We start from the raw sequence: 23,207 nt of genomic DNA, 5'->3' as shown, positions 1-23,207 counted from the left end.
TATTACGACGCTTTTAATGGATTTCGACTGTGCACAAAGTGACAGCAGAGGAAAATTAGTTGATGTCATTTTCAATTAACGACGTCAACTCAATAAATTGTGAAACACTTAATTGCTCTGGTCGTTGCCCAAATATAGTATTTGCTTTTAAATTATCCGATAGATTAAATGTTTTTAAACTGTTACGAAGTGTTTTTCTGCGTTGCTGAAAACCTGTTTTTACAACTTTAAAAAAGAGTTTTTCGTCGCATGGTAATTTAAAATCTGCTTTTCGCTTAAGTAATAAGACACCAGAATCTACTTTTGGTGGTGGATTAAAAACCGCTGGTGGCACTGTAAAGAGATATTCAGCATCGTAAAATGCTTGAGTTAAAACGGATAAAATCCCATAGACTTTAGAACCTTCTTTAGAGCAAATACGTTTAGCAACTTCTTTTTGAAACATGCCAGAAAATTCAGGAATTTGGTGTCTTAATTCTAAGGTTTTAAATAGAATTTGTGATGAGATGTTATAAGGGAAGTTACCAATAATAGCAAAAGGCTTATTCTCATAAACAAGATTTAAATCGTATTTTAAAAAGTCTTTTTCTATAATGCGATTAGCAAGGTTGAGGTAGTTGTTTTTTAAGTAGTCTATGGACTCAGTATCAATTTCTATAACATGTGTTGTGGTATCTTTTTTGAGCAAGTATTTGGTGAGTACTCCCATTCCTGGTCCAATTTCTAAGACATCATTATAGCCTTCTAGAGATAAACTATCTGCTATATCTTGTGCAATAGACTCGTCCGTTAGGAAGTGTTGACCTAGATGCTTTTTTGCTTTTACTTGGTTATGATTTGACACAAATAAGAAATATTAATTTATAGATATTCTTCGCTTAAGCTCCCAATGACAAGATTAGTTAAAGTTAACAGAATATTCATCAATAACTTCTAATTCTGTTCTAAAGGCTAAGGATTTATCAGCCCAACGTTTAAGTCCATCTGCTCTAAGGCGTTCTGCATCTTCTGCATAATATGCATCTAAGGCTTCTCTACTGTGCGCTCTATATTGTATGGAATAGGTGTCGGTTTCATCATCTGCGACTAATACTTTGGTGAGTTTTGCTTCTTTAAACTTACCAGTAGCTAAAACCTCTGGAATGTGTTCTTTCATCCAGTTTAACCATGCTGTGTTTATGGTTTTGTCGACGTTTACAGTGACGTTGTATATGATCATTTTAAAGGAATTTGTATTGAAATAACTTAGTATGGCAAAAGTATGAATTACAATTCAATACCACCATAAGACCACCATCCAATATAAATAATAGCAATTGCAATAATAATTATTACTGCCCATTTAAGAAGCCAAAAAAAGACATCTATTAGTTTTTTGGTTAGTGATTTCATCACCTACTTAAGGTATTAAAATTAATAATTTTCTATTTTATTTTCCGATGTGTATAGATATCTACTAATTAATAATATCTCCTCTCAGCATTCGAAATTTTTTCCGAGCTTCAATAAAATAGATACTGTCTTCAAACTCAAAGATAATTTTTTCGTAGAGCTGTTTGGCGTCTTCTGGTTTTGTTAAGTGGGTATTGTAGAGTTCAGCCAAATAGTAATGTGCATCATCTGCTAAAATATCTTCTCGCCAATCTTTAATGATGAGTAAATAATTAGCTTCTGCTTTATTGTATTGTTTTTTCTGCTCGTAAAGTTTGGCTTGTTGAAACAAGGTTTGATCTGTGATACTTTCTCCTTTATGTTCTTCTAATATTTTATCTAAAAGTGAAATAGCATCATCTGTTTTATTCTGGAACGAGAACAAATCTGCTTTTGCATAATGCTTTAAAGCGGTTTGTAAACTGTCTTCAAATTTATTATCCGAAATCAAAAGCTTTAAATCTAAAGCATCGTTGGCAATGAGTTGAGAAGTTGAAGATTTTAAGATCTTAAGCTGAGATTCTGCCCAATCAAAGTCACCTTTATAATAACTTGTTTTTGCGACTTTAAATCGTGCTTCTTGTGAGATCGTACTATTCTTTAGGCTCATTTGAATTTGAGAATAGAAAATTAAAGCTTCATTAAACTTTTCTTGTAGTACTAAAATATCTGCTAGTAACAATTTTACTTTTGCTTCTTGAAATTCAGAGATATTTAATTTTAAACTTTTACGCAAAAAAGAAGTAGCACTGTCTGTATCTTTTTTGTTAAATGCTAAAAACTGACCATAAGCTAGTTGTAAGGGTAAGGTTAATTCAGATTTGCCAAACTCTTTAAATAATGCATTATAAGTTTCATCAATTCGTTTTAGTTCTTTCTCAGAAGCATTTTTAGTGTCAATTTCTAATATATATTGGTGTGCTGTTAAAGCAGTACTTGGATCTTGTGTGGTTTCTAAAATGTAATTAAAAATGTCTTTTGATGTTTCGTCATCATTATCGTCTAGCGCAGTAATTGCTAACTCTATAATACGATCTAAACTCTCGGGATTACGTTTATAAAGTGCTTTTTCTTGACTAAAAGACTTGTTATACGCCTTCTCTTGTACATACAACCAGCTAAGCATTTCGTACCAATATTCATTAGGCTCTTGCTGAATTTTTTTCAATAGCGCACGTCTTAAATAGGTGTTGTTTTCGTTTGTTTTATTTTCCGATATAAAATCACTTATAGCGCGCTTTATATTGCTAAGGTAATTGGGTTTATATGCTATGTAATCAATATAATTAGAAAACATTTTTTCAATATTTCCTTTATCTCCATAGATGCGTGCTAACTGAATACTATAGTTTTTATCTGGCGTAAGCAGTTTTCCTTTATCATAAACCTTAATGGCTTGATCTAATAAAGAATGATCCTCAAATTTTTTAGCAATGCTATATATGTAATTTGGTTTTGCATCTATATAGGAGATGGCATCATCATATAATTTTTCAGCTTTGGTCAAACTATCTTTAAGCTGAAAGTTATAGCCAAGCTCAACAAGTAATGTTGGATTCTGTCTTTTTGCTAGACGTTGTACGAGTATATTTTCAGCTTCATCATATTGCTCTAATTGTTGATAGGTTTCAACGAGTTTGTAGATGTATTTGTAGCTATATGGCTTTTCTTTATTTAGGTTTTGGTAAATAATAAGTGCTTTTTTAAACTCTCCTTTTTTGTAATAACTATCCGCAAGTGCCTCGCTATTTTGAGCTAGGCTAAAATTGAGTCCGAATATTATGAGTATAATTAAAAAAGTCTTTTGCATGCTTATGTTCAAATATAACAAATGCTACTCCTAGATATTGTGAATGTTTTTATAAAAAAATGCCTAAACTTTGAGTTTAGGCATTTTGACCAGCAAAATAAATGTGCTATTAACCATTATTCGTTATAAATATGATTCAATTACTTTGTTTGGTGTCTTACTATTTTGCTATTTCTAATTATAGTTAAAACAAAACTTTGGTTACCATAACAGCTAATGCAATGAGTAATACAATGCGCTTTAGGTCTTTCATAATTAGGTTAGTTCTAGATTGGGACTGCTAACATCATAAAAATAATGAAAATAAACGAAGAAATGCTTAAAAAATCGACCAAAAACCTATTTTTTTAACAAAATAGAGAAAATATGGTAATAAACTAAAGTTAAGAAATAATATCAAAACCTGTATAAGGCACTAAAACTTCTGGTATTTTAATTCCGTCTGCAGTTTGATAATTTTCTAAAATCCCTGCTAAAACTCTTGGTAACGCTAGTGAACTTCCATTAAGTGTATGGCAAAGCTCATTTTTACCGTCACTATTTTTGAAACGTAATTTTAATCGATTAGCTTGATAAGTTTCAAAATTTGAAACAGAAGAAATTTCTAACCATCGGTCTTGGGCTGTAGAAAAAACCTCAAAATCGTATGTCATTGCCGATGGAAAACCAGTGTCTCCTCCACAAAGTCGTAAGATTCTGAAAGGTAATTTAAGTTCGCGTAAAATATCTTTAACGTGCTCTATCATACCCTCAAAAGCTTTATATGAATTGTTAGGATGTTCCACACGAATAATTTCTACTTTATCAAATTGATGCAGTCTATTTAGTCCACGAACATGAGCTCCATAGCTACCAGCTTCTCTCCTAAAACATGGTGTATATCCTGTAATTCCAATTGGCAGTTCAGTTTCACTTAATAGAACATCTCTAAATACATTTGTTCCAGGAACTTCTGCAGTTGGAATTAAATATAAATCGTCGCGAGAGTCGTGATACATCTGCCCTTCCTTGTCTGGCAATTGTCCTGTTCCGAAGCATGATGCTTCATTTACCAAATGTGGTAATTGGTATTCTGTATAACCTGCTGCAGTGTTTTTATCTAAAAAATAAGCAATTAAAGCACGTTGTAATCTAGCACCTTTCCCTTTATAAACGGGGAATCCTGCTCCTGAGATTTTATTCCCTAGCTCAAAATCTATAATGCCATATGTTTTAGCGAGTTCCCAATGTGGTTTTGCATTCTCATGTAATGTAGGAACATTTCCTTCATTGTAAATCTCTTCATTATCTTCATCAGAACTTCCATTTGGAACAGAAGGATGTGGTACATTAGGAATCTTATATAGCAATTCTTTTAATGCGTCAACTTTATCATTAAGTTCTTGCTCTAAAGTTTTTGTAGTCTCCTTTAGCTGCCTTGTTTTTTCTTTTAAGAGGTTTCCTTTTTGAACTTCACCAGACTTAAATAAGTTTCCGATTTCTTTTGATAGGCTATTAGATTCAGCTTTGGTATTATCTAATTTTGTTTGAAGTGCTTTACGATCTTCATCTAAAGTGATGGCTTCATTAACCATTTTGGTAGCATCTATATTCCGTTTTGCTAAACGTGTAATGATGTCTTCTTTATTCTCTTTAATAACAGCAACCTCTAACATATCTATGAATTTGGATTTACGCTAAAAGCGTAATAAAAACAGGGAACAAAAGTAAAAAGAATTTAACCAGATAAAAACAAAAAGCAGGCTATTTTGAAGGCAATATCCAATCGTGATGTTTAAAATGATACCATTCTTCATTGGCTAGATCAACTTTTGGATCTATGAGTTGTTTTGAAGGCTTTCCATTAACACTAACATATGCTCTTACGTATACTTCAACGGACTTACCTTTCTTTGCAAAATCTTGTTTGAGGTGTTGGGCAAACTGCCATATCACATCTGGTTTAGAACTGGCTCCACGTCGCTGTTTTTTAGTTAGATAATTACTGAGTTTAATAGTAACGGCATTATTAGTTTCCTTATCAATAACGGAATACTTAACGTTTCCGGATTTAGTACGAAGCATCATTCTCCATGACAATCTGTGACCTTCTTCGGTCCATAGCACATTATCTTCAAAAAAGTGATGACGTAATGGAAGAGCTATATGAACTAAAAAATAAAGAGTAAAAAGACTAACTAAAACAGCACTATATTTTGGGATATTAATCTTGTCCGAATTGTAAAACTCTTTTTTCTTTAGGAATATGGTTTGAATTATTTTAGGTTCAAAAAAGAATAGGCTAAATGCCAAAGACAAATAAGGGAAAATACCAATCTGAAAAACTATTGAGTTAAACAAATGAAAGAAAATGGAAGCAAAAAAAGCATATTTACGTGTTTTCTTAAACAGTAGTAAAGGAATTATAAGACCATCAAATAAAATACCTCCATAAGCTATAAAATAATGTGTTGTCTTTTGTTGAAGAAGCTCACCAATTAATGGATAACTAGCCTTCCCTTTCATGAGTAAAGCGATAACAGTTGTATCTAACCAATCAGGATAAATTTTTGCTATAGATGCATAAGTGTAAAGGATAAACAATTGTAATACAAAAGCCCATTTACACCAACTTGGCATAGAGATACGTTTTAGAGAAGGATTAAATTTTACGTCTAATGAAGCATAGCGATTTGCAGGTAAAAAGACCATTAAAAAACTTAGTACCATTAGTAAATAGTAATGATTGTTATAGGACGATTTTTGCATGAGATAGGTCGCTGCCCACATCATGGCAAACATAAACATGCTAAATCTATATTTATAACCAACCATAATGAATAAACTAAAAACACCCATAACAATGTAATAGACATACATCCAATTTCCTGGTAATGGTTGTAGCCATTCAAAACCTATAAATGAGAATGTGAATTCTGGTTCTATAAGTGTTCGTCTAACCCATCCTGTAAATACAGCACCTATAGATTCTAAAAAACATAATAAACCAAAGAGGATTCTAAAAACGATTAGTCCTGAATTGTCAATATGTTTAAAAAGAAATTTATGCATCCAATGAGTTGATGTAATTTAAAGCATTCACTTTATCTTTTTGAAGTTGAGCCTTGAGGACTTCAAGACTTTTGAATTTTTGCTCACTTCTAAGACGTTTTAGAAATTCAATTTTGAATTCTGAATTATAGATATCCTCATCAAAATCAAAGAAATGTACCTCAATAGATTTTGTTTTTCCATCTACTGTAGGATTAGTCCCTATATTCATCATACCGTAAATAGCTCTGTTTTTAATTTGAGATTTTATAGTATAAACTCCGTCACTAGGTACTAATTTATATGTTTCTTTAATGTGAATGTTAGCTGTTGGAAAGTCAATAGTTCTTCCAAGCCCTTTTCCTTTAACTACGGATCCTGTAATAAAATAATTATAGCCCAAAAATGAATTGGCTAAAGCGACTTCTCCATTATTTAAAGCAGTTCTAATTTTAGTAGAACTAACTGTTACGTCTTCGATATCTTGAGCAGAGATTTCTTCAACCTCAAAATCGTATAAGTCCGCAAATGTTTTTAAGTCCTTTATGTTAGCACTTCTATTTTTGCCGAAGTGATGATCATAGCCAATAACGATTTGCTTGGTGTTTAATTCGTCAACCAAGATATTCTTCACATAATCTTTGGCAGAGAGGTTGGCAAACTCTTGGGTAAATTCTTTTACAATAACGTCTTCTATGCCTAACGATTTTAGTACTAGAATGCGCTCGTCTATAGTATGTAGTAATTTAATAGAATCGTCTTGTTGAAGTACCATTCTGGGGTGCGGAAATAAGGTTAAAACTACTGGAATATAATTCTGTTGTTTAGCCAATTTAACAACTTGACTCAATATTTTTTGGTGACCAATATGTACACCATCAAATGTTCCTATAGTTATTACTTTACCCAAAGTTTAAATCTTGTATTTTGTTATTTCCCGTTATATTGATTCATTGTATTATTTACACCAGCTAATGCAAAAGATTTAATAACATCAGAAGCTACTTTTAAGCGTTCATCTAATTTTGTATTTTCATCATCACTCCATTCTCCAAGTACATAATCTACTTGTCTCCCTTTACTGAAAGTATCACTAATACCGAATCTGAAACGGTTATATTTTATAGTTTGTAATTTATCTTGAATGTCTTTTAAACCGTTATGACCACCATCACTTCCTTTGGTTTTTATACGAAGTGACCCGAAAGGTAGATTGAGATCGTCGGTAATCACTAATAAATTCTCTAATGGAATCTTTTCTTTGTCTAACCAATATTTTAGAGCCTTACCACTTAGGTTCATATAAGTACTAGGTTTTAAAAGGATTAGCGTGCGTCCTTTAATTTTTAATCTAGTGATATCACCAAGTTTTAAGGTTTCAAAAGCTGCTTCTTCATTTTTAATCAGATGATCTAAAATTTTAAAACCAATATTATGTCTAGTATTGGCATATTTTTCACCAATGTTTCCTAAACCAACGATTAAGAATTTCTTCATGATGTCTGTTTCTTCATTTTCAATTTTATTACCAAAACCAAGCCACTTTTTAAAAAGCTTCCACATTATATAACGTTTTTGTAAAAATAAAAAAAGCATTCTGTAAAAGAATGCTTTTTAAATATTTGAAATAGTTTTAATCTATTCTTGTGCTCCTTCAGCTGCTGGTGAATCTGCTCCACCTTCTGCAGTAGCTCCCTCAGCAGTTTCTTCACCTTCTTCTTCCTCTTCTTCATCAACAATAGCTAATCTACTACGTCTCACTTGACAAACAACTGTATTTTCTGGATGTAAGAACGTATAATCTTCGTTCTCTAATTCAGTAATATAAAGCTTACTGCCAATTTTTAATGGGGTAATGTCAATTTCTATAGCATCTGGAAGTTTAGATGGAATTGCTTTAACTCTAAGCTTACGGTAAGGTCTTCTTAAAGTACCACCATTTAAAACACCTGCAGATGAACCTGTAAGTTGTACAGGAATTTCCATAGTAATTGCTTTATTGTCAAAAATCTGATAGAAATCTATATGTAGAATTCTGTCAGTTACTGGGTGAAACTGAATATCTTGCATTATAGCATTGTACTTTTCGCCATTATCTAGGGTAATCACAACTGTATGCGCGCTAGCTGTATATACGAGTTTTGAGAATGCCAATTCTGGTGCTGAGAAATGCAATGGCTTGTCTCCTCCGTATATAACGCAAGGAACCTGACCAGCATTACGTAAGGCTTTAGTTGACTTTTTGCCTACGCTTTCTCTTTGAGATCCGTTAATTGTAATTGATTTCATTTTTGAAATGTTTATTTAATAAATTTTAATTCCCTCATTTTGAGGGTTGCAAATTTAGAAATATTATATGGAAATACTAGGGTTTTCTTGCTCTTTTTTATTGTGACAAGACTTACGAAGAGTTAAATAAGTTATTAGACTATAAAAAAGTGATATAAATCAAAGTCAGATTCAACTGAATTACATCACAAATTTATTACTAATTGACTGATTGTGATGAACGTTACACATAACTTCGGCAAATAAATCTGCGCAGCTTATAACTCTTAATTTTTTGCTCTCTTGTCTTAAAGGAATTGAATTGGTTACAATTAATTCTTCAAGTTTAGAGCTTTCTAAACGGTCATAGGCACTGCCAGATAAAATAGGGTGTGTACAGATAGCTCTTACACTTTTTGCACCACGTTCCATCATTAAATCTGCTGCTTTAGTTAAAGTACCAGCAGTATCAACCATATCGTCTACAAGAACAACATTTTTACCTGTAACATCACCAATTAATTCCATATGAGAAATCACATTAGCTTTTGCTCGTTGTTTATAACAAATTACAACATCACTTTTTAGAGCTTTAGAATAGGCATAAGCTCGTTTAGAACCACCCATATCTGGTGAAGCTACTGTAAGGTTATCAAGATTTAAGCTTTTTAAATAAGGCAAGAATATAGTGGAAGCAAATAAGTGGTCAACAGGTTTTTCAAAGAACCCTTGAATTTGATCTGCATGTAAATCCATTGTAATAATACGAGTTGCTCCTGCAGCCTCTAACATTTTTGCTACTAACTTTGCAGCAATTGGGACTCTAGGCTTATCTTTTCTATCTTGTCTAGCCCAGCCAAAATAAGGCATAACGGCTGTAATATGTCTAGCGGATGCACGTTTAGCCGCGTCAATCATTAAAAGCATCTCCATTAGATTTTGAGGGCCTGGATTAGTAGATCCAATAATAAAAATTCGTGTTCCTCTTATTGATTCTTCATAAGAAGGCTGAAATTCTCCATCACTATAAGTCGATGTAATGACGTTACCTAATTTTACTCCGTACGCTTTTGCGATTTGTTCGGCTAAATGCTGGCTTTGGGTACAAGTAAAAATTTTAGCTTCTGTAGTCTTGTTGGGCATTTTGTTAAGAGATTAAAGAGTTGTTAGTTGAGTTTTTAGCAATGCCCAAATTTAGGGAAATTATTTACTCGATAAAGTATATAACCTTGTATTTTTAGTTGTTTGGAGAGAAATTATTTCTATTTTTGCAGTCCAACAAATCGCTCAAGTGGTGGAATTGGTAGACACGTTGGATTCAAAATCCAATGTCGTAAGACGTGTGGGTTCGATTCCCACCTTGAGTACATGTAAAAATAGCCCAATTGAAAGATTGGGCTGTTTTTATTGGATAAAATATAGAATTCTTCCGATTTAACTTTTTTGATACAAAATACTTTTATATATATGGTAAACCAATCAGGTAAACCAATTCGTTTTGTAACCTACATCTGTGTTATGCAAGATTAGTATAACTTGAGCTTTTTTCCGAATATTAAAATTGAAGAATATTAAATAATCACTAAAATAAAAATTATGAAAACAAATCTTTTATATTTTAGTGTTATTCTGCTTTTTGTAGCTTGTAAAACAAACATTACTACAAACCAAGTTAATGTTTCTAATATCGATGAGCTCAATGAAGCTGTAAAAAATAGTAAAGCTGGTGATGAAATTGTTTTAGCTAATGGAGTATGGAAAGATGTTGAAATAAAGTTTAGGGGTAACGGGACTAAAGAAAACCCTGTTACCTTAAGAGCAGAGACAGCAGGTAAAGTGAGTATAAAAGGGCAATCATATTTGAAATTTGGAGGTGAATATTTAGTGGTTGAAGGTTTACATTTTAAAAACGGATTCTCACCATCAAATGCAGTTATTGATTTTAAAATAGGGCATAAAGAAGCTCCAGATGAAATATCAAATAATTGTAAGGTTACCAATTGTGTGATCGAAGATTTCAATAAACCAAAACGAGACAAAAGTGATTTGTGGGTTTTATTTTGGGGTAGGCATAATGAGCTAAGCAATTCATATATTGCAGGAAAAACTAATAGAGGACCAACGGTAAGAGTAAGTATTGCAGGTATAGAAAGCATTAATAATTACCATAAAATTGTGAATAATCATTTTGGACCTAGGCCAGTAAAAGGTGGCCCTAGTGGAGAAACGATTCAATTAGGTGATAGTTATACATCGATGTCACCAATTCACACCTATATAGCCAATAATTTATTTGAAGAATGTAATGGTGAAGTTGAGGTCATTTCTAGTAAAACGAATTTCAACGTATTTAAAAACAATGTGTTTTATAAAAGTGAAGGTTCATTAGTAACGCGTCATGGTAACTATGTAACCTTAGATGGAAACTATTTTATTGGAGATAGAGTTAACGAAAACTACGGCGGAATTAGAATTATCAATACGGGACATTGGGTAGTTAACAAATATTTTTATGGATTAAAAGGGAAGAGATTTAGAAGCCCATTAGCAGTCATGAATGGGATTCCAAAATCACCATTAAATCGTTACAACCAAGTTACAGATGTTGTTGTGGCTTATAACACATATGTAAATTGTAGTTCACCATGGCAATTTGGCGTTGGACAAAACTAAGCGCAATCAGATGTGTTGCAAAAATCTGAAATCCGTTCTGCAAGAGCTATTAGATCAACTGTTTCTAACAATATTGTTTATAATGAAAAAGGCCTGGAAAGGATTGTTGTAGAGAATGATAAAGCTGATGGAGTTACGTTTAAAAATAATATCATTAATAATCAAGGTGTAGCCTTTAATAATTTTGATGGAGGTATCATTGAAGAATCATTAGAGCTTAGGGAATTGTCAGATCATATTTTTATTCCTGTAGGAATTCCCGATGACTTTGAAGCCTATAATGGCCTCGATTTTAATACCATTGAAAATGATTTACTAGGTGTATCTAGAAAAGATAGTAAAAGTATTGGAGCTATAACAGGTAAAGATGTTTCTAGTCCAAGTATCTTAGATAAATCTTAATATGGTACAACATGGTATTCAAACGAAATACAAGCAAAGGAGCCAATTATACACGCTATAACTAAAGCTGAGGATTTACAAACAAAGATTAACTAAGCAAGCAATGGAGACATCATTGCTCTAGCAAATGGGGTTTACACTTTAAATGAATCTTTAGTAATTAATAAGACAATTACTATACAATCTCAAGAAAACGAAAAAGCGCAACTTGTATATTCAGGTGAAGCAGATACACCATTATTCTCATTACAACCTTATGGTAAATTAACAGTAAACAATCTAAGTTTAAAAGGAAACACATCTAACTATGCCTTCGTATACTTAAAAGAAAATATGTCCAATCATTTTGGGTTAACAGTTTCTAATTCTGAAATCAATGATTTTAATTATGTACTTAAAGCCTATAAAGAATCATTTGCTGAGCGCGTCACTTTTGAAAACACATCAATTTCAGATTGTGAAAATGGAATAGAATTATCTGAAGAAAAAAATGATAAAGGGGATTACAATACAGAATATTTGACCATAAATAACTGTAATTTCAACAATGTAAAAGAAAATGTCATGGATTATTATAGAGGTGGTTATGATGAATCTACTATAGGCGGAAATCTTTTGGTAACAAATTCAACATTTACAAATTGTGGTGAAAAAGAGAAAAATAAAAGACTTTTAAATCATAACGGAATCATTAATGTGAATATTGTAAAAAACACTTTTTAGAATAATAAAGTGCAGTTTGTTTCTATTTTATGGGGAGCAAAAAATAATATAGAATCTGAGAATACTTTGGTTAATTCAGGACAAATTAAAACCGAAGAAAATCTGGTAATGACTTTAATGTATTAAAAAATATGCCTAAGAAAGTAATCACATTTGGCGAGGTAATGATGCGTTTATCTCCACCTGGATATGAAAAATTTTCCCATGCATCATCTTTCGAATTAGTTTACGGAGGAGGTGAGGCAAATGTTGGTATTTCATGTGCCTATTTAGGTATGAAAGCTGCTCATATTACTCGTTTTCCAGATAATGCTCTCGGAAAAGCAGCGACGCAATTTTTACGTAAACATTGGTTAAGTACAGAACACGTTGTTTATGGTGATAATATGATTGGGAAGTACTTTTTAGAGAAAGGTGCTGTCCACAGACCTAGTGAGGTTATTTATGAAAGAGAAGGATCTGCTTTCTCATTGATCGAGCCTTCAATGGTTGATTGGTAAGATGTGCTTATGGATGCTGATTGGTTTCATTGGACAGGTATAACACCGGCTATTTCAGATGGTGCTGCTAAATGTTGTCTAGATGCTATAAAAACAGCAAATAAATTGGGAATAACTGTTTCTGGGGATATTAATTCTAGAAATAACATGTGGAAGTATGGGAAAACCATGCAAGATGTGATTCCTACTCTAGTAGAACATTGCGATGTTGTAATTACCAGTAGCAGAGGTATTCGTGAAATGTTTGGCTTGGGTGAAATTGACGATAAGTTTCAGGATTTAGCTCAGGAGTTAATGAGTCGTTATTCAAATATTAAGAAAGTGGTCAAAAAGACGAGAAGAACATTGAGTGCTTCTCACCATCAGATTCAAGGTAAAATGTGGAATGGCAAAAAGTATATTAAAACCGATACGCTAAATATTACTCATATTATTGACCGTGTAGGTACAGGAGATGCTTTTGCAGCTGGTCTCACATACGGTTTACTACATTATGAGAATCAACAGGCTTTGGATTTTGCAGCAGCAGCATGCGCTTTAAAACACACCGTTCCAGGAGATGTAAATACCGTTTCTCTAAAAAATGTACTAAGTTTAATGGAAGGTGATACTTCTGGAGCTATCAAAAGATAATCATTAAAGAAGGTAAACAGATGTATTAATCGTATTACTGCAAAAACCAATTAAAATGAAAAAAATAGTAATTACTATAGCTACACTTATAGCAATAGTTGCTTGTAAAGATAATTCTAAAACTATTTCAGATAAAACAACTCAGTCTGAGGCTGCCATAAAGTACCCAAGGGATGTTGTTCCATTTATGGATGAGTGGCGAATCCTTTTAGGTGACGGTTCACGTATAGACTCATTGTTGAATTTTCAAAAACACGATTTTTTCTACGTTAAGAATGATGGAAATACAGAATGGGTGGTTCATAAAACTCCAAACACTGGTATTACTTCAAAAACATCTAGTAATACAAGAACGGAGTTGGGTCAAATAGAACATTGGATTCCAGAGGTCGGTGGAAAATTAACAGGCACATTAAAAGTAAAACACGTTTCAACTACAGGTGATGCGACTAAAGCGTCATCATATTCAGTAGTTGTTGGGTAAATTCATAGCGATGAAGGCCATGAAAATGAACCCCTAAAAATCTATTATAAAAAATTTCCTGGTCATACAAAGGGTTCTGTATTTTGGAATTATGAAATCAATACAGAAGGTGATAATATTGGAAGGTTTGATTACTCTACAGCAGTTTGGGGATATAATTTTTCTGATGTTGGTTCAAGTGCATCGGAATATCCAAAAGAACCAGAAGATGGTATTGCTTGAGGTGAAGAATTTAATTATGAAGTAAATGTTTATAAAGGCATTATGTATTTAACTTTTACTAGTAAAAATCATAAGACAGTTCACTTTACAAAGAGTTTAATAAAATCAGAATTTATAACAAGAGAAGCTATTCCTAAGCAAGTTTTAAAAGTGTATGCAAATAGAGAAAAAGGAGGTGGAGTTGAACGTGATACGGCTTATGCAGGAGAAATCAATTATTTTAAGCAAGGTGCATACAACCAAGCGAATGCGAAGAGTACCAAGTCAGAAACTTATAATGGTGATATAGCTAAGCAATATGCGAACGGAAGTTATGCCGAAGTTTGGTTTAAAAAAGCTACTTTAGGTGCAAGTACTGCACCACATAAATAAAATTAATTTGAATCAAGCAATCTTTATAATGGGAGTTTCCGGATCTGGGAAAAGTACCTTAGGTAAATCACTTGCTAAAGAATTAACGTTTCCTTTCTTTGATGGAGATGATTTTCACCCAGAAATTAATGTTGCAAAGATGTCTAGTGGAAAGGCATTAGATGATGATGATAGGCAAGGTTGGTTAGAGACTTTAAATGAATTAGCGAAAAAACAACTTAAGACTAATAGTTGTGTTATTGTATGCTCGGCTTTAAAACAAAAGTATCGCGATATTTTAAGTCAAAATATCTCAGGCGAAACAAAATGGGTGCATTTATCAGGTACTTTTGAGCAGATTTATGAAAGAATAACTAATAGATCTGATCATTTTATGCCTTCGGAATTATTGAAATCGCAATTCGATATTTTAGAGAAACCTAAACGTGCAATACAGATAGATATCTGTTTAAGACCAGAACAGATTATTAAAAAAATAAAAAACGAATTAATGATTACCTCGGAATTTGGATTATTTGGCTTAGGAGTTATGGGAAAGAGCTTATGCAGGAATTTAGCTAATAACGGTTTTAAAATTTCTATGTTTAACAGACATGTAGATGATTTTGAGGTAGATATTGCTAAAAACTTTAAAGCGCAATATCCGGAATTATCTGAAGCCAAAGCTTTTGATGATATTTCACGTTTTGTAAATTCATTACAACAACCAAGACGCATTATGCTTATGGTAAATGCAGGAAAAACAATTGATTATGTCATTGAAGATTTGTTACCTCATTTATCCAAAAATGATATTATAATAGATGGTGGAAATTCTAACTATAAAAAAACAAAAGAACGTTACGATTATTTAAAAACTAAAGGTATTCATTTTATTGGATCCGGTGTTTCTGGTGGTGAAGAAGGGGCACTAAAAGGACCTTCAATTATGCCAAGTGGTGATAAAGATGCTTATGATAATGCAGCATCTTTTCTTGAAACTATTTCAGCAAAAGATAAAAACGGGTTGCCTTGTTGTACATATGTAGGTCCAGAAGGAAGTGGTCAATTTATAAAAATGGTACACAATGGTATTGAGTATGTAGAAATGCAATTATTAGCTGAAGTATCTACCATATTAGAGGCTTTAGGTCAATACCCAGATGATATAGCTAACACTTTAGAAACTTGGCAAGATTCAGCAAATAGTTATTTAATAGAAATAACAACTGCCATATTCAGAAAAAAAGAGGGTAATGATTGGCTGGTCAAAAAAATATTAGATAAAGCTGGTAATAAAGGCACAGGAAATTGGACAACTATCGCTTCTGCAGAGCTAGGTGTGCCAAGTACTTTAATTAGTTCAGCATTGTTTTCACGCTATATTTCCTTTTATAAGGATGAACGTCTTCAGTTAAATAAGAGCTTCGAAACCATAAATAATTCTGAATTAGATATAGAGATTGATGAAGTCTTAAAAGCCTATCAATTTGCAAGAATTATAAATCATTATCAAGGTTTTAAATTAATAGCTGAGGCTTCAAATAAATTTGAATGGAACTTAAATCTTAGTGAAATTGCTAGAATCTGGACAAACGGTTGTATTATCAGATCTACTTTAATGGAAGAATTAGTTGAAGTCTTTAAAAACACAACTAATATATTAACCAATCAACAATTGATTGATGTGGTTAGTCAATATAGACCAGCGGCAAAAAAGGTGGTATCACAATGTGTTCTTAATGATATTACAGTACCAGCATTAGGAGAAGCAATTCAATTTTTAAACGGAATTACCACAAAATATGCTTCAGCAAATGTTATTCAGGCTCAACGTGATTATTTTGGAGCGCACACTTATCAAAGACTAGATGACAATTCAGGAAAGAGTTATCACTCAAATTGGGAATAAAAAATAACGAACATCTAATACAATGGAAACAACAAAACCAAAAAAATAATAGCCATAGTATTAGGTTTTGGGCCTGGTATCTTTGCTATTGGCTACACTATTGGTACAGGTAGCGTTACATCTATGGTTAAAGTAGGAAGTTCTTCGGGTACTGATGCACAGTCTGCTGGTGGTACTTCAGGTAGATCTCTAAAGTTTGATAGTTCTGGGGGGAGAGCTTATCAACCATTTGAAGTTGAAACAGGTGTTGAATATTCGATTTCTGCATTTGTAAAAACGGAATCTACACCAGTTGACGTAGTGGAAGGAACGTTCTATATTTTATCTGGCCAACCATCAAGTGATGATGATTTAGCTTCTTTGGCTTTAGTTACTCAACAAGTAGTTTCTACTGACATAAACACTTGGCAACAATCAATATTTAATTTTACGGAAGATGCTACATTTAGCTTTCTACAAGATAGAGTGGATGAATCTATTGCATATGGTGGTGTATTAACATCAACAGATCAGAAATTTGTTATTTTCTATTTTGTGCCTACTAACACAGTAACTGGCAGTAATGAAGTATTCTTAACTGATATCGTTATAAATACACTATAAGATTAATTCAAGAATTTAAACAGCTATTTAAATAATATTAATAAGATTGAAACATCTCAGAAAAGAAATATTGAGTATTGTATTTATAACATTTCTATTTGCAAGTGCCACATGTCAAACGCAAAATAGTATTGATTCTGATTCAGCTATTAAATTAGAAACTAAGAAAAAGAGCAAAAAAAAGAAAAAGAAAAAGCGTAAAAAAATAAAGTTGCCAAAAATTGATTTAAGTTATTGGAAGGTTACACTTCCTGTTACTAATGACAAAGGCAAGCCTTAAGAAATAGAACCTCCTGAAATATCAGATTTTGCATCAAATGAAGTTGCTAAGCCTTATTTGTATATAGATTCAACTAAAGGTGCAATTGTTTTTCATGCTATGCCAATTAATTCTAAAACCGCTAATACTAAGTATACTAGATCAGAGCTGAGAGAGCAAATGGTTCCGGGTGAGAATAGTGTAAACTGGACCTTCAAAGATGGTGCTTACATGAAAGGTAAGTTGGCCATGGATGAAGTCACTAGAGATGACAATGGTAAATACCATAGAGTCATCATTATGCAAATTCATGGGCGACTAACGAATGAACAACGTGATTTAATTGGTGAAGATGATAATAATGCACCTCCAATATTAAAGATATACTTGGACAAAGGTAAGATTAGGGTTAAAACCAAGGTCTTAAAAAATTTAAATGTAAGGGTTCCAGAAATTCTTCATGAAGAAGCATGGGGAGATGATGAAGGATTTAACTTTGAAGAAAAAGTAGATTTCAAAAAATTTACTCTTGAAGTCAAGGTTTCAGACGGAAAAATGGTGATTAGTCTAAACGGAAATGAGTATAAAGTTTATGAAAACATACATATAAAGAAATGGGGAGTTTTCGAAAACTATTTTAAAGCGGGTAATTATTTCCAAACTAGAGATGAAGGAGCTTATGCCAAAGTCCGCTTTTATGAATTAGAAATTAGTCATTAAAATTGATTTATTTGAGTTAGTCGCTTATTGAATTCTACTATTATAGTTGATTCACGTAGGGTTCTTTATGCACTAATAAAGTTAATTTTATCAGAAATTAGTGTATTATTTACATAAATTTGACTAGTTAAATATGGATAAACCATTTATAGAATAACTACAATATGAAGATAGAAGTATTAGCAAAAACAGATAGTCATAATATACAAAAGAGTATTATATCCAAAATAAAGGACTTAATAAATATTAAAAATCTTGAACCTGGAGATAAATTACCTTCAGAAAGAATGTTATCTGAAAAGTTTGGTGTATCCAGAAGTAATGTTAGAGAAGCAATTCAAAAGTTAGAATTTTATGGATTGTTAGATTCAATACCTCAAAGCGGAACATTTGTAGCTAATATTGGTGTCATTGCCATGAATGGGATGATTGAAGATATCTTAAGATTAGATGAACCAGATTTTAAATCTTTAGTTGAGACTAGAATTTTGCTAGAACTTAAGACTGTTAGATTAGCTTCCATTAGGAGATCAGAAGAAGATTTGAAAAAAATAAAGGAATCTTTAGATGCCTATACATCAAAAGTTTTAGATGGCGAGGATGCTGTACAAGAGGATTTACTATTTCATTTAGCTATAGCTAAGGCAAGTGGTAATAGCATGATGAATACTTTTATGTTAACCATAATACCAGAGATTATTACCAATTTCGAAAAGTATCACGTCTGTGATAAAGGATTGGCTCAAAGAGGAATTAAAGAGCATGAAGCAATATTTGATGCTATAAAAAGGCAAAAGCCTCAATTAGCAAAAGCAAAGATGAAAGAGCACTTTAGTGTGTTATATCAATATTGCTATAAATCTTAAAAAAAGAATTAATAACAACAAAATTCTACAAATGAAAGTAAAAGGCTTAAGATGGTGGATTATAGGCTTAGTATGTCTAGCAACAATCATTAATTATATAGATAGGTCTGCTTTAGGGATAATGTGGCCAGAAATGAGTAAAGATTTAGGGTTTGATGAAACAGATTATGCGTGGGTAATTAATATATTCACTATTACTTATGCTGCTGGTAAATTTATATCAGGAAAAGTATATGACAAGGTAGTACAAAAATAGGATTTGTACTTTCTATTTTCTTTTGGTCTTTGGCAAGTGTCCTACATTTTTTTGCTAAAGGTGCTGCTTCTTTAGGAATTTTTAGAGGTTTATTAGGTGTTGCTGAAGCTGGTAATTGGCCAGGCGCAGTAAAGAATAATGCGGAATGGTTTCCAATCCAAGAGAGAGCTATGGCACAAGGTATCTTTAATGCTGGAGCAGGTATTGGCTCTATAATTGCTGCACCAACTGTTGCAGAATTATTTGGCGCCTTGGTTGGAAGGTTACTTTTGTTATTATAGGTGTAATTGGATTTATCTGGATTATTCCATGGTTAATTATGAATAAAAAGAAACCAAAGTTACATCCATGGATAACTGAAAAAGAAAAAGATCATATTGTATCAGGAAGACATGAGAGTAGAAAAGATGACGAATCATCAAAAGGGCTGAGCGTTATTGAGATTTTGTCTAAGAAAGAATCTTGGGGTTTAATAGCAGCAAGGTTTTTTATAGAACCTATATGGTGGTTATTCGTTTTTTGGATGCCAATTTACCTTTTCAAAGAATTTGATTTTCATGTAAAACAGATAGGTTATTATGCCTGGTTTCCTTATGTAGGTGCAATGATTGGAAGTTTAGCAGGCGGTTGGTATGCCCAAAGACTTATTAAGAATAACACTATAGATTTTAGTCGAAAAAGAACAATCTTAATTGGAGCAGCAATTATAGTGATTGCTATTCTCGGTGCGATATTCTTTGCTGACACTCCTCTTAAGTTTGTATGTTTTGTGTTTGTTGTACTATTTGGATTTCAATTTTCAATTAGTAACATTCAAACTATACCTAGTGATTTACTAAATGGAAAATCGGTTGGTACATTAGCAGGTCTGGGTGGAAGTATAGGAGCAGTCTCAGTAATTATTATGAACTGGTCAATACCTATAATAACAACTGAGTCTTACACACCAGCATTTATAATATTGGCTGTATTAGCACCTTTAGCAGTATTATCTATTAACATGTTGATAAAAGAAATTAAACCAATATAAAACGAAATAAATTAAATTAAAAAATAACCATAAATAAGATGAGTAATAAAGGAAAAGTAGCCGTAGTAACTGGGGCCACTAGAGGTATATCGGTTTTGAAGTTGCAAAACGATTAGGTAAAGATGGGTATACTGTTATACTTAATGGAATTGAACCAGAAGCAGGATCTAAAAGAGTTGAAGAGATTGCAGCTTAAGTAATAACGGCAGAATATTATAATTTTGATGTTACTAAAGAAGATCAGGTAACAAGTAATATTGTGAAAATTGGTGAAAAATATGGAAAGATAGATACGTTAGTAAACAATGCTGGTGGTCTAGGCGGAAGATCTAGATTCGAAGAAATGACGACTGACTTTTACAGATTTATTATGGCTTTAAATTTAGATTCTGTGTTTTTTACATCAAGAGCTGCAATTCCTTATCTAAAAAAGAGAGAACACCCATCTATAATTAACTATACGTCTAATGCTGGTTGGACAGCAGGTGGACCAGGTGCAAGGAGTATACGGAACGTCTAAAGCGGGTGTTCACGCAATTACAAGAGCTTTAGCAAAAGATTTAGCTGAATATGGTATTAGAGCAAACGCAGTATCTCCTGGAACAATTGACACACCATTCCATGCACAAATTAAAGCGACTAAGCCAGAAGTTTTTGCTTCATGGGCAAATAATATTATGTTAGGAAGATTAGGTCAGCCAGAAGATGTTGCTGGTGTAATTTCTTTCTTAGCTAGTAAAGATGCATCTTTTATAACCGCAGAAACCATCCAAATTGGAGATGGACAAGCTTTAGGAATATAATATTGATTTCAATTAATAATTAGCATTAAGCTAAATTTTTTGATTTTAGTTTTAGCAAGAAGAGTGATTAAACTAAAGTAAAATCACTCTTTTTTATTCTGATGAGTTTCTTACAACTAACTCCGCATCAAGAATTATTTTATTTAGGCTCTGTTTTATTTCTGGTGTTTTAACTCTTTTCAAAAATGTTTCAGCAGCAAGACGACCAATAGCCCCACTATGTTGATTAATGCTAGAAATTGTTGGAGATACCAAAGACGTAAAAGGTTCATTCCCAAATCCAATCAAGCGAATATCATTAGGTACATTAATATTATTTTCATTTAAAACTTGTAAAGCACCAAGAGCAGCATAATCACTAGTAACATAAATGGCGTCGGGTCTATTCTTAAGTTTTAGAAGATTTTGCATTTCGTATCTGCCATCCTCTAGAGTTAAAGAACACTCTATGATTAGATTATTATCTAGAGGCAGGTTATTTTTAGTTATTGCATCAATATAACCACGAATTCTATTATTAAATATTCTTGTTCGTCTATATTCACCAATATGTGCAATACGGTTACAACCTTTAGAAATAAGGTGTTCAACTATCATATGACTACTGTCATAATCATTAATACCAACATAATCTACGTTTAAGTCATTTTCACCTCTATCAAATAGTATTAAGGGAATACCTTTAGATTTTATCTTTTCATAATAAGACAAATCAACCGTTTCATTAGCCATAGAAGCAATAATTCCATCAACTTGAGTAAACAAAAGAGTATCAATACTGTTACATTCTTTTTCAAAAGACTCATTAGATTGAGTAATAATAATACTGTAGCCAGCTTTATTTAAAACAATTTCCATATGTTCAATGACAGACGAAAAGAAATTACTATTAGTTCGTGGCACAATAACTCCAACCAAATTACTTTTACCTTTTCTTAATGCACTTGCCAAATGATTAGGTTGATAGTTTAATTCCTTAGCAACACGTTTAACAGCTTCTTTTGTTTTAGTGCTAATCCTAAAATCGTTATGCATAGCTTTAGAAACTGCTGCAGGTGATATATTAAGCACTTTGGCAATGTCTCTGATAGTCGTTCTTTCTTTATTTGCCAAGTTTTTTCTATAGTTGCTTAATCGTTTAAGCAAACAACAATTTTTAACTAATAAACTAATATTTTAATAATGAAAAAAGTAGTCACTTTTGGGGAGATTATGCTAAGATTGGCACCTCAAGGATTCTTAAGATTTTCTCAAGCATCAAGCTTTGATGTTGTGTATGGTGGTGGTGAATCTAATGTAGCTGTATCCTTAGCTAACTATGGTGTGCCAGTAGACTTTGTAACACGTCTTCCAAAAAATGATATTGGAGCATGTGCTATGGTGGAAATACGTAAACGCGGTGTTGGAGTAGATAAGATTGTATATGGTGGAGATCGATTAGGAATTTATTTCTTGGAAACAGGTGCAGTAAGTAGAGGAAGTCAAGAGGTTTATGATAGAGCACATTCTGCAATTTCTGAAATTAAGCCTGGTATAGTAGATTGGGAATCTGTTTTTAAAGATGTGGCTTGGTTTCATTGGACGGGAATTACACCTGCTATTTCTCAAGGAGCGGCAGATGCTTGTTTAGAAGCTGTTAAAGTGGCTAGCGAAATGGGTGTTACGATCTCTACAGATTTAAATTATAGAGCTAAGCTATGGACTTTTTGTGATGAAAAGCATAGAGAAAAAATAATGACAGAAATAACATCCTATTGTGATATAATTCTAGGAAATGAAGAAGATGCTGAAAAGCATTTTGGAATTCACCCTGAAGGATTAGACGTACATAAACATGGACACGATGCAAAAGCTGAAGCTTTCTTATCAGTTTGTAAACAGATGATGGAGAAATTCCCAAGAGCTAAAAAAGTGATTACTACTTTGAGAGGTTCAATTTCAGCTTCTCACAATACTTGGGCAGGTGTTTTATACGATGGTAAAAAAATGTATGAAACGCGTCAATACCAAATTACTGATATTGTACATCGTGTAGGTGGAGGTGATTCATTTATGGGGGGGGTTATCTAAGGATTATTAAAGTATCCTGAAGATGATCAAAATGCATTAGATTTTGCTGTTGCTTCATCTTGTTTAAAGCACACTATAAAAGGAGATGCTAACTTGGTAACAGTACCTGAAGTAGAGAAATTAATGGGTGGTGATGCCTCAGGACGTGTAGCAAGATAAGA

At 32.6% G+C, this 23,207-nt stretch carries 17 protein-coding genes, 1 tRNA gene and 7 pseudogenes; 14 read left to right on the top strand and 11 right to left on the bottom strand.

The window, feature by feature from the left end; translation table 11 throughout:
* Nucleotides 1-55: 55 nt before the first annotated feature.
* From rsmA to WPG_RS05185, 10 genes are all read right to left on the bottom strand, one after another.
* Nucleotides 56-844 carry a 16S rRNA (adenine(1518)-N(6)/adenine(1519)-N(6))-dimethyltransferase RsmA gene (gene rsmA, locus WPG_RS05225; protein ID WP_045470167.1) on the bottom strand — a complete coding sequence of 263 codons (789 nt, stop codon included), beginning with the start codon at nt 842-844 and terminating at the stop codon, nt 56-58.
* Between the two features lie 54 nt (nt 845-898).
* Entirely contained in the window at nt 899-1,219 is a 321-nt protein-coding gene (locus tag WPG_RS05220; RefSeq protein WP_045470165.1) for a DUF4286 family protein, read from the bottom strand.
* Nucleotides 1,220-1,266: 47 nt separating this feature from the next.
* Entirely contained in the window at nt 1,267-1,392 is a 126-nt protein-coding gene (locus tag WPG_RS18765) for a hypothetical protein (RefSeq protein WP_262507861.1), read from the bottom strand.
* A gap of 64 nt (nt 1,393-1,456) precedes the next feature.
* A complete protein-coding gene (locus WPG_RS05215; RefSeq protein ID WP_045470163.1) occupies nt 1,457-3,241 on the bottom strand; it encodes a tetratricopeptide repeat protein in 1,785 nt (594 codons plus the stop codon).
* Between the two features lie 383 nt (nt 3,242-3,624).
* Nucleotides 3,625-4,896: a serine--tRNA ligase gene (serS, locus tag WPG_RS05210; RefSeq protein WP_045470161.1), complete on the bottom strand. Its 1,272-nt coding sequence runs from the start codon at nt 4,894-4,896 to the stop codon at nt 3,625-3,627.
* A gap of 88 nt (nt 4,897-4,984) precedes the next feature.
* Nucleotides 4,985-6,292 (bottom strand): HTTM domain-containing protein, encoded by a 1,308-nt coding sequence (locus WPG_RS05205; RefSeq protein ID WP_045470159.1) that lies wholly within the window; start codon nt 6,290-6,292, stop codon nt 4,985-4,987.
* Nucleotides 6,285-7,181, bottom strand: a complete 897-nt coding sequence (locus WPG_RS05200; protein WP_045470157.1) for a bifunctional riboflavin kinase/FAD synthetase — start codon at nt 7,179-7,181, stop codon at nt 6,285-6,287. Before WPG_RS05200 ends, WPG_RS05205 begins: the two co-directional genes overlap by 8 nt.
* A gap of 20 nt (nt 7,182-7,201) precedes the next feature.
* Nucleotides 7,202-7,834 (bottom strand): aminoacyl-tRNA hydrolase, encoded by a 633-nt coding sequence (gene pth, locus WPG_RS05195; protein ID WP_045475209.1) that lies wholly within the window; start codon nt 7,832-7,834, stop codon nt 7,202-7,204.
* 75 nt (nt 7,835-7,909) lie between these two features.
* Complete coding sequence (locus WPG_RS05190; protein WP_045470156.1) at nt 7,910-8,560, bottom strand: 50S ribosomal protein L25/general stress protein Ctc; 651 nt, start codon at nt 8,558-8,560, stop codon at nt 7,910-7,912.
* Nucleotides 8,561-8,740: 180 nt separating this feature from the next.
* Nucleotides 8,741-9,682 carry a ribose-phosphate pyrophosphokinase gene (locus WPG_RS05185; RefSeq protein WP_045470155.1) on the bottom strand — a complete coding sequence of 314 codons (942 nt, stop codon included), beginning with the start codon at nt 9,680-9,682 and terminating at the stop codon, nt 8,741-8,743.
* 142 nt (nt 9,683-9,824) lie between these two features.
* Between WPG_RS05185 and WPG_RS05180 the strand changes: the two genes are divergently transcribed.
* The 13 genes and pseudogenes from WPG_RS05180 to WPG_RS05135 all read left to right on the top strand — a co-directional run bounded on the left by WPG_RS05180 (nt 9,825) and on the right by WPG_RS05135 (nt 20,976).
* Nucleotides 9,825-9,906, top strand: a tRNA-Leu gene (locus WPG_RS05180).
* A 229-nt stretch (nt 9,907-10,135) separates the two neighbouring features.
* Nucleotides 10,136-11,614: pseudogene (locus WPG_RS18555) on the top strand (chondroitinase-B domain-containing protein).
* Between the two features lie 333 nt (nt 11,615-11,947).
* Nucleotides 11,948-12,337, top strand: coding sequence for a hypothetical protein (locus WPG_RS18965; RefSeq protein ID WP_410529695.1), 390 nt, complete (start codon nt 11,948-11,950; stop codon nt 12,335-12,337).
* A gap of 131 nt (nt 12,338-12,468) precedes the next feature.
* A pseudogene (locus WPG_RS18545) lies at nt 12,469-13,470 on the top strand (sugar kinase).
* A 55-nt stretch (nt 13,471-13,525) separates the two neighbouring features.
* Nucleotides 13,526-13,954, top strand: coding sequence for a polysaccharide lyase family 7 protein (locus WPG_RS18960; RefSeq protein WP_410529694.1), 429 nt, complete (start codon nt 13,526-13,528; stop codon nt 13,952-13,954).
* A gap of 234 nt (nt 13,955-14,188) precedes the next feature.
* A pseudogene (locus WPG_RS18955) lies at nt 14,189-14,548 on the top strand (polysaccharide lyase family 7 protein); the annotation flags it as partial.
* Nucleotides 14,549-14,555: 7 nt separating this feature from the next.
* Nucleotides 14,556-16,439 (top strand): NADP-dependent phosphogluconate dehydrogenase, encoded by a 1,884-nt coding sequence (gene gndA / locus WPG_RS05160; protein ID WP_084221521.1) that lies wholly within the window; start codon nt 14,556-14,558, stop codon nt 16,437-16,439.
* Nucleotides 16,440-16,562: 123 nt separating this feature from the next.
* Nucleotides 16,563-17,042, top strand: coding sequence for a hypothetical protein (locus tag WPG_RS05155; RefSeq protein ID WP_045470153.1), 480 nt, complete (start codon nt 16,563-16,565; stop codon nt 17,040-17,042).
* 46 nt (nt 17,043-17,088) lie between these two features.
* Nucleotides 17,089-18,021 (top strand): annotated as a pseudogene (locus WPG_RS05150) (polysaccharide lyase family 7 protein).
* 164 nt (nt 18,022-18,185) lie between these two features.
* The gene (locus WPG_RS05145; RefSeq protein ID WP_045470152.1) at nt 18,186-18,887 is read left to right on the top strand and encodes a FadR/GntR family transcriptional regulator; all 702 of its coding nucleotides are present in this window, start codon (nt 18,186-18,188) and stop codon (nt 18,885-18,887) included.
* 31 nt (nt 18,888-18,918) lie between these two features.
* Nucleotides 18,919-19,143, top strand: a complete 225-nt coding sequence (locus tag WPG_RS18850) for an MFS transporter (RefSeq protein ID WP_316929978.1) — start codon at nt 18,919-18,921, stop codon at nt 19,141-19,143.
* Nucleotides 19,144-19,172: 29 nt separating this feature from the next.
* Nucleotides 19,173-20,173, top strand: a pseudogene (locus WPG_RS18840) (MFS transporter).
* A 38-nt stretch (nt 20,174-20,211) separates the two neighbouring features.
* A pseudogene (locus WPG_RS05135) lies at nt 20,212-20,976 on the top strand (SDR family NAD(P)-dependent oxidoreductase).
* A gap of 93 nt (nt 20,977-21,069) precedes the next feature.
* Here WPG_RS05135 and WPG_RS05130 read toward each other — a convergent pair.
* On the bottom strand, nt 21,070-22,089 hold the full coding sequence (locus tag WPG_RS05130) for a LacI family DNA-binding transcriptional regulator (protein WP_045470150.1): 1,020 nt from the start codon (nt 22,087-22,089) through the stop codon (nt 21,070-21,072).
* A gap of 69 nt (nt 22,090-22,158) precedes the next feature.
* Between WPG_RS05130 and WPG_RS05125 the strand changes: the two are divergent.
* Nucleotides 22,159-23,205: pseudogene (locus tag WPG_RS05125) on the top strand (PfkB family carbohydrate kinase).
* The last annotated feature ends 2 nt before the right edge of the window (nt 23,206-23,207 follow it).

Origin of the sequence: Winogradskyella sp. PG-2, from assembly GCF_000828715.1 — a bacterium.
GTDB lineage: Bacteria > Bacteroidota > Bacteroidia > Flavobacteriales > Flavobacteriaceae > Winogradskyella.
This window is presented reverse-complemented; position numbering and strand designations above follow the sequence as displayed.

What these genes read in the sequence shown, in the direction of transcription:
- WPG_RS18960 (WP_410529694.1), top strand. Translation starts at nt 13,526, where the DNA reads ATGAAAAAAATAGTAATTACTATAGCTACACTTATAGCAATAGTTGCT.
- WPG_RS05190 (WP_045470156.1), bottom strand. Translation starts at nt 8,560, where the DNA reads ATGAAATCAATTACAATTAACGGATCTCAAAGAGAAAGCGTAGGCAAA.
- WPG_RS05215 (WP_045470163.1), bottom strand. Translation starts at nt 3,241, where the DNA reads ATGCAAAAGACTTTTTTAATTATACTCATAATATTCGGACTCAATTTT.
- WPG_RS05185 (WP_045470155.1), bottom strand. Translation starts at nt 9,682, where the DNA reads ATGCCCAACAAGACTACAGAAGCTAAAATTTTTACTTGTACCCAAAGC.
- WPG_RS05155 (WP_045470153.1), top strand. Translation starts at nt 16,563, where the DNA reads ATGGTTAAAGTAGGAAGTTCTTCGGGTACTGATGCACAGTCTGCTGGT.
- WPG_RS18965 (WP_410529695.1), top strand. Translation starts at nt 11,948, where the DNA reads ATGTCCAATCATTTTGGGTTAACAGTTTCTAATTCTGAAATCAATGAT.
- WPG_RS18765 (WP_262507861.1), bottom strand. Translation starts at nt 1,392, where the DNA reads ATGAAATCACTAACCAAAAAACTAATAGATGTCTTTTTTTGGCTTCTT.
- WPG_RS05145 (WP_045470152.1), top strand. Translation starts at nt 18,186, where the DNA reads ATGAAGATAGAAGTATTAGCAAAAACAGATAGTCATAATATACAAAAG.
- serS (WP_045470161.1), bottom strand. Translation starts at nt 4,896, where the DNA reads ATGTTAGAGGTTGCTGTTATTAAAGAGAATAAAGAAGACATCATTACA.
- pth (WP_045475209.1), bottom strand. Translation starts at nt 7,834, where the DNA reads ATGTGGAAGCTTTTTAAAAAGTGGCTTGGTTTTGGTAATAAAATTGAA.
- WPG_RS05205 (WP_045470159.1), bottom strand. Translation starts at nt 6,292, where the DNA reads ATGCATAAATTTCTTTTTAAACATATTGACAATTCAGGACTAATCGTT.
- WPG_RS05220 (WP_045470165.1), bottom strand. Translation starts at nt 1,219, where the DNA reads ATGATCATATACAACGTCACTGTAAACGTCGACAAAACCATAAACACA.
- WPG_RS18850 (WP_316929978.1), top strand. Translation starts at nt 18,919, where the DNA reads ATGAAAGTAAAAGGCTTAAGATGGTGGATTATAGGCTTAGTATGTCTA.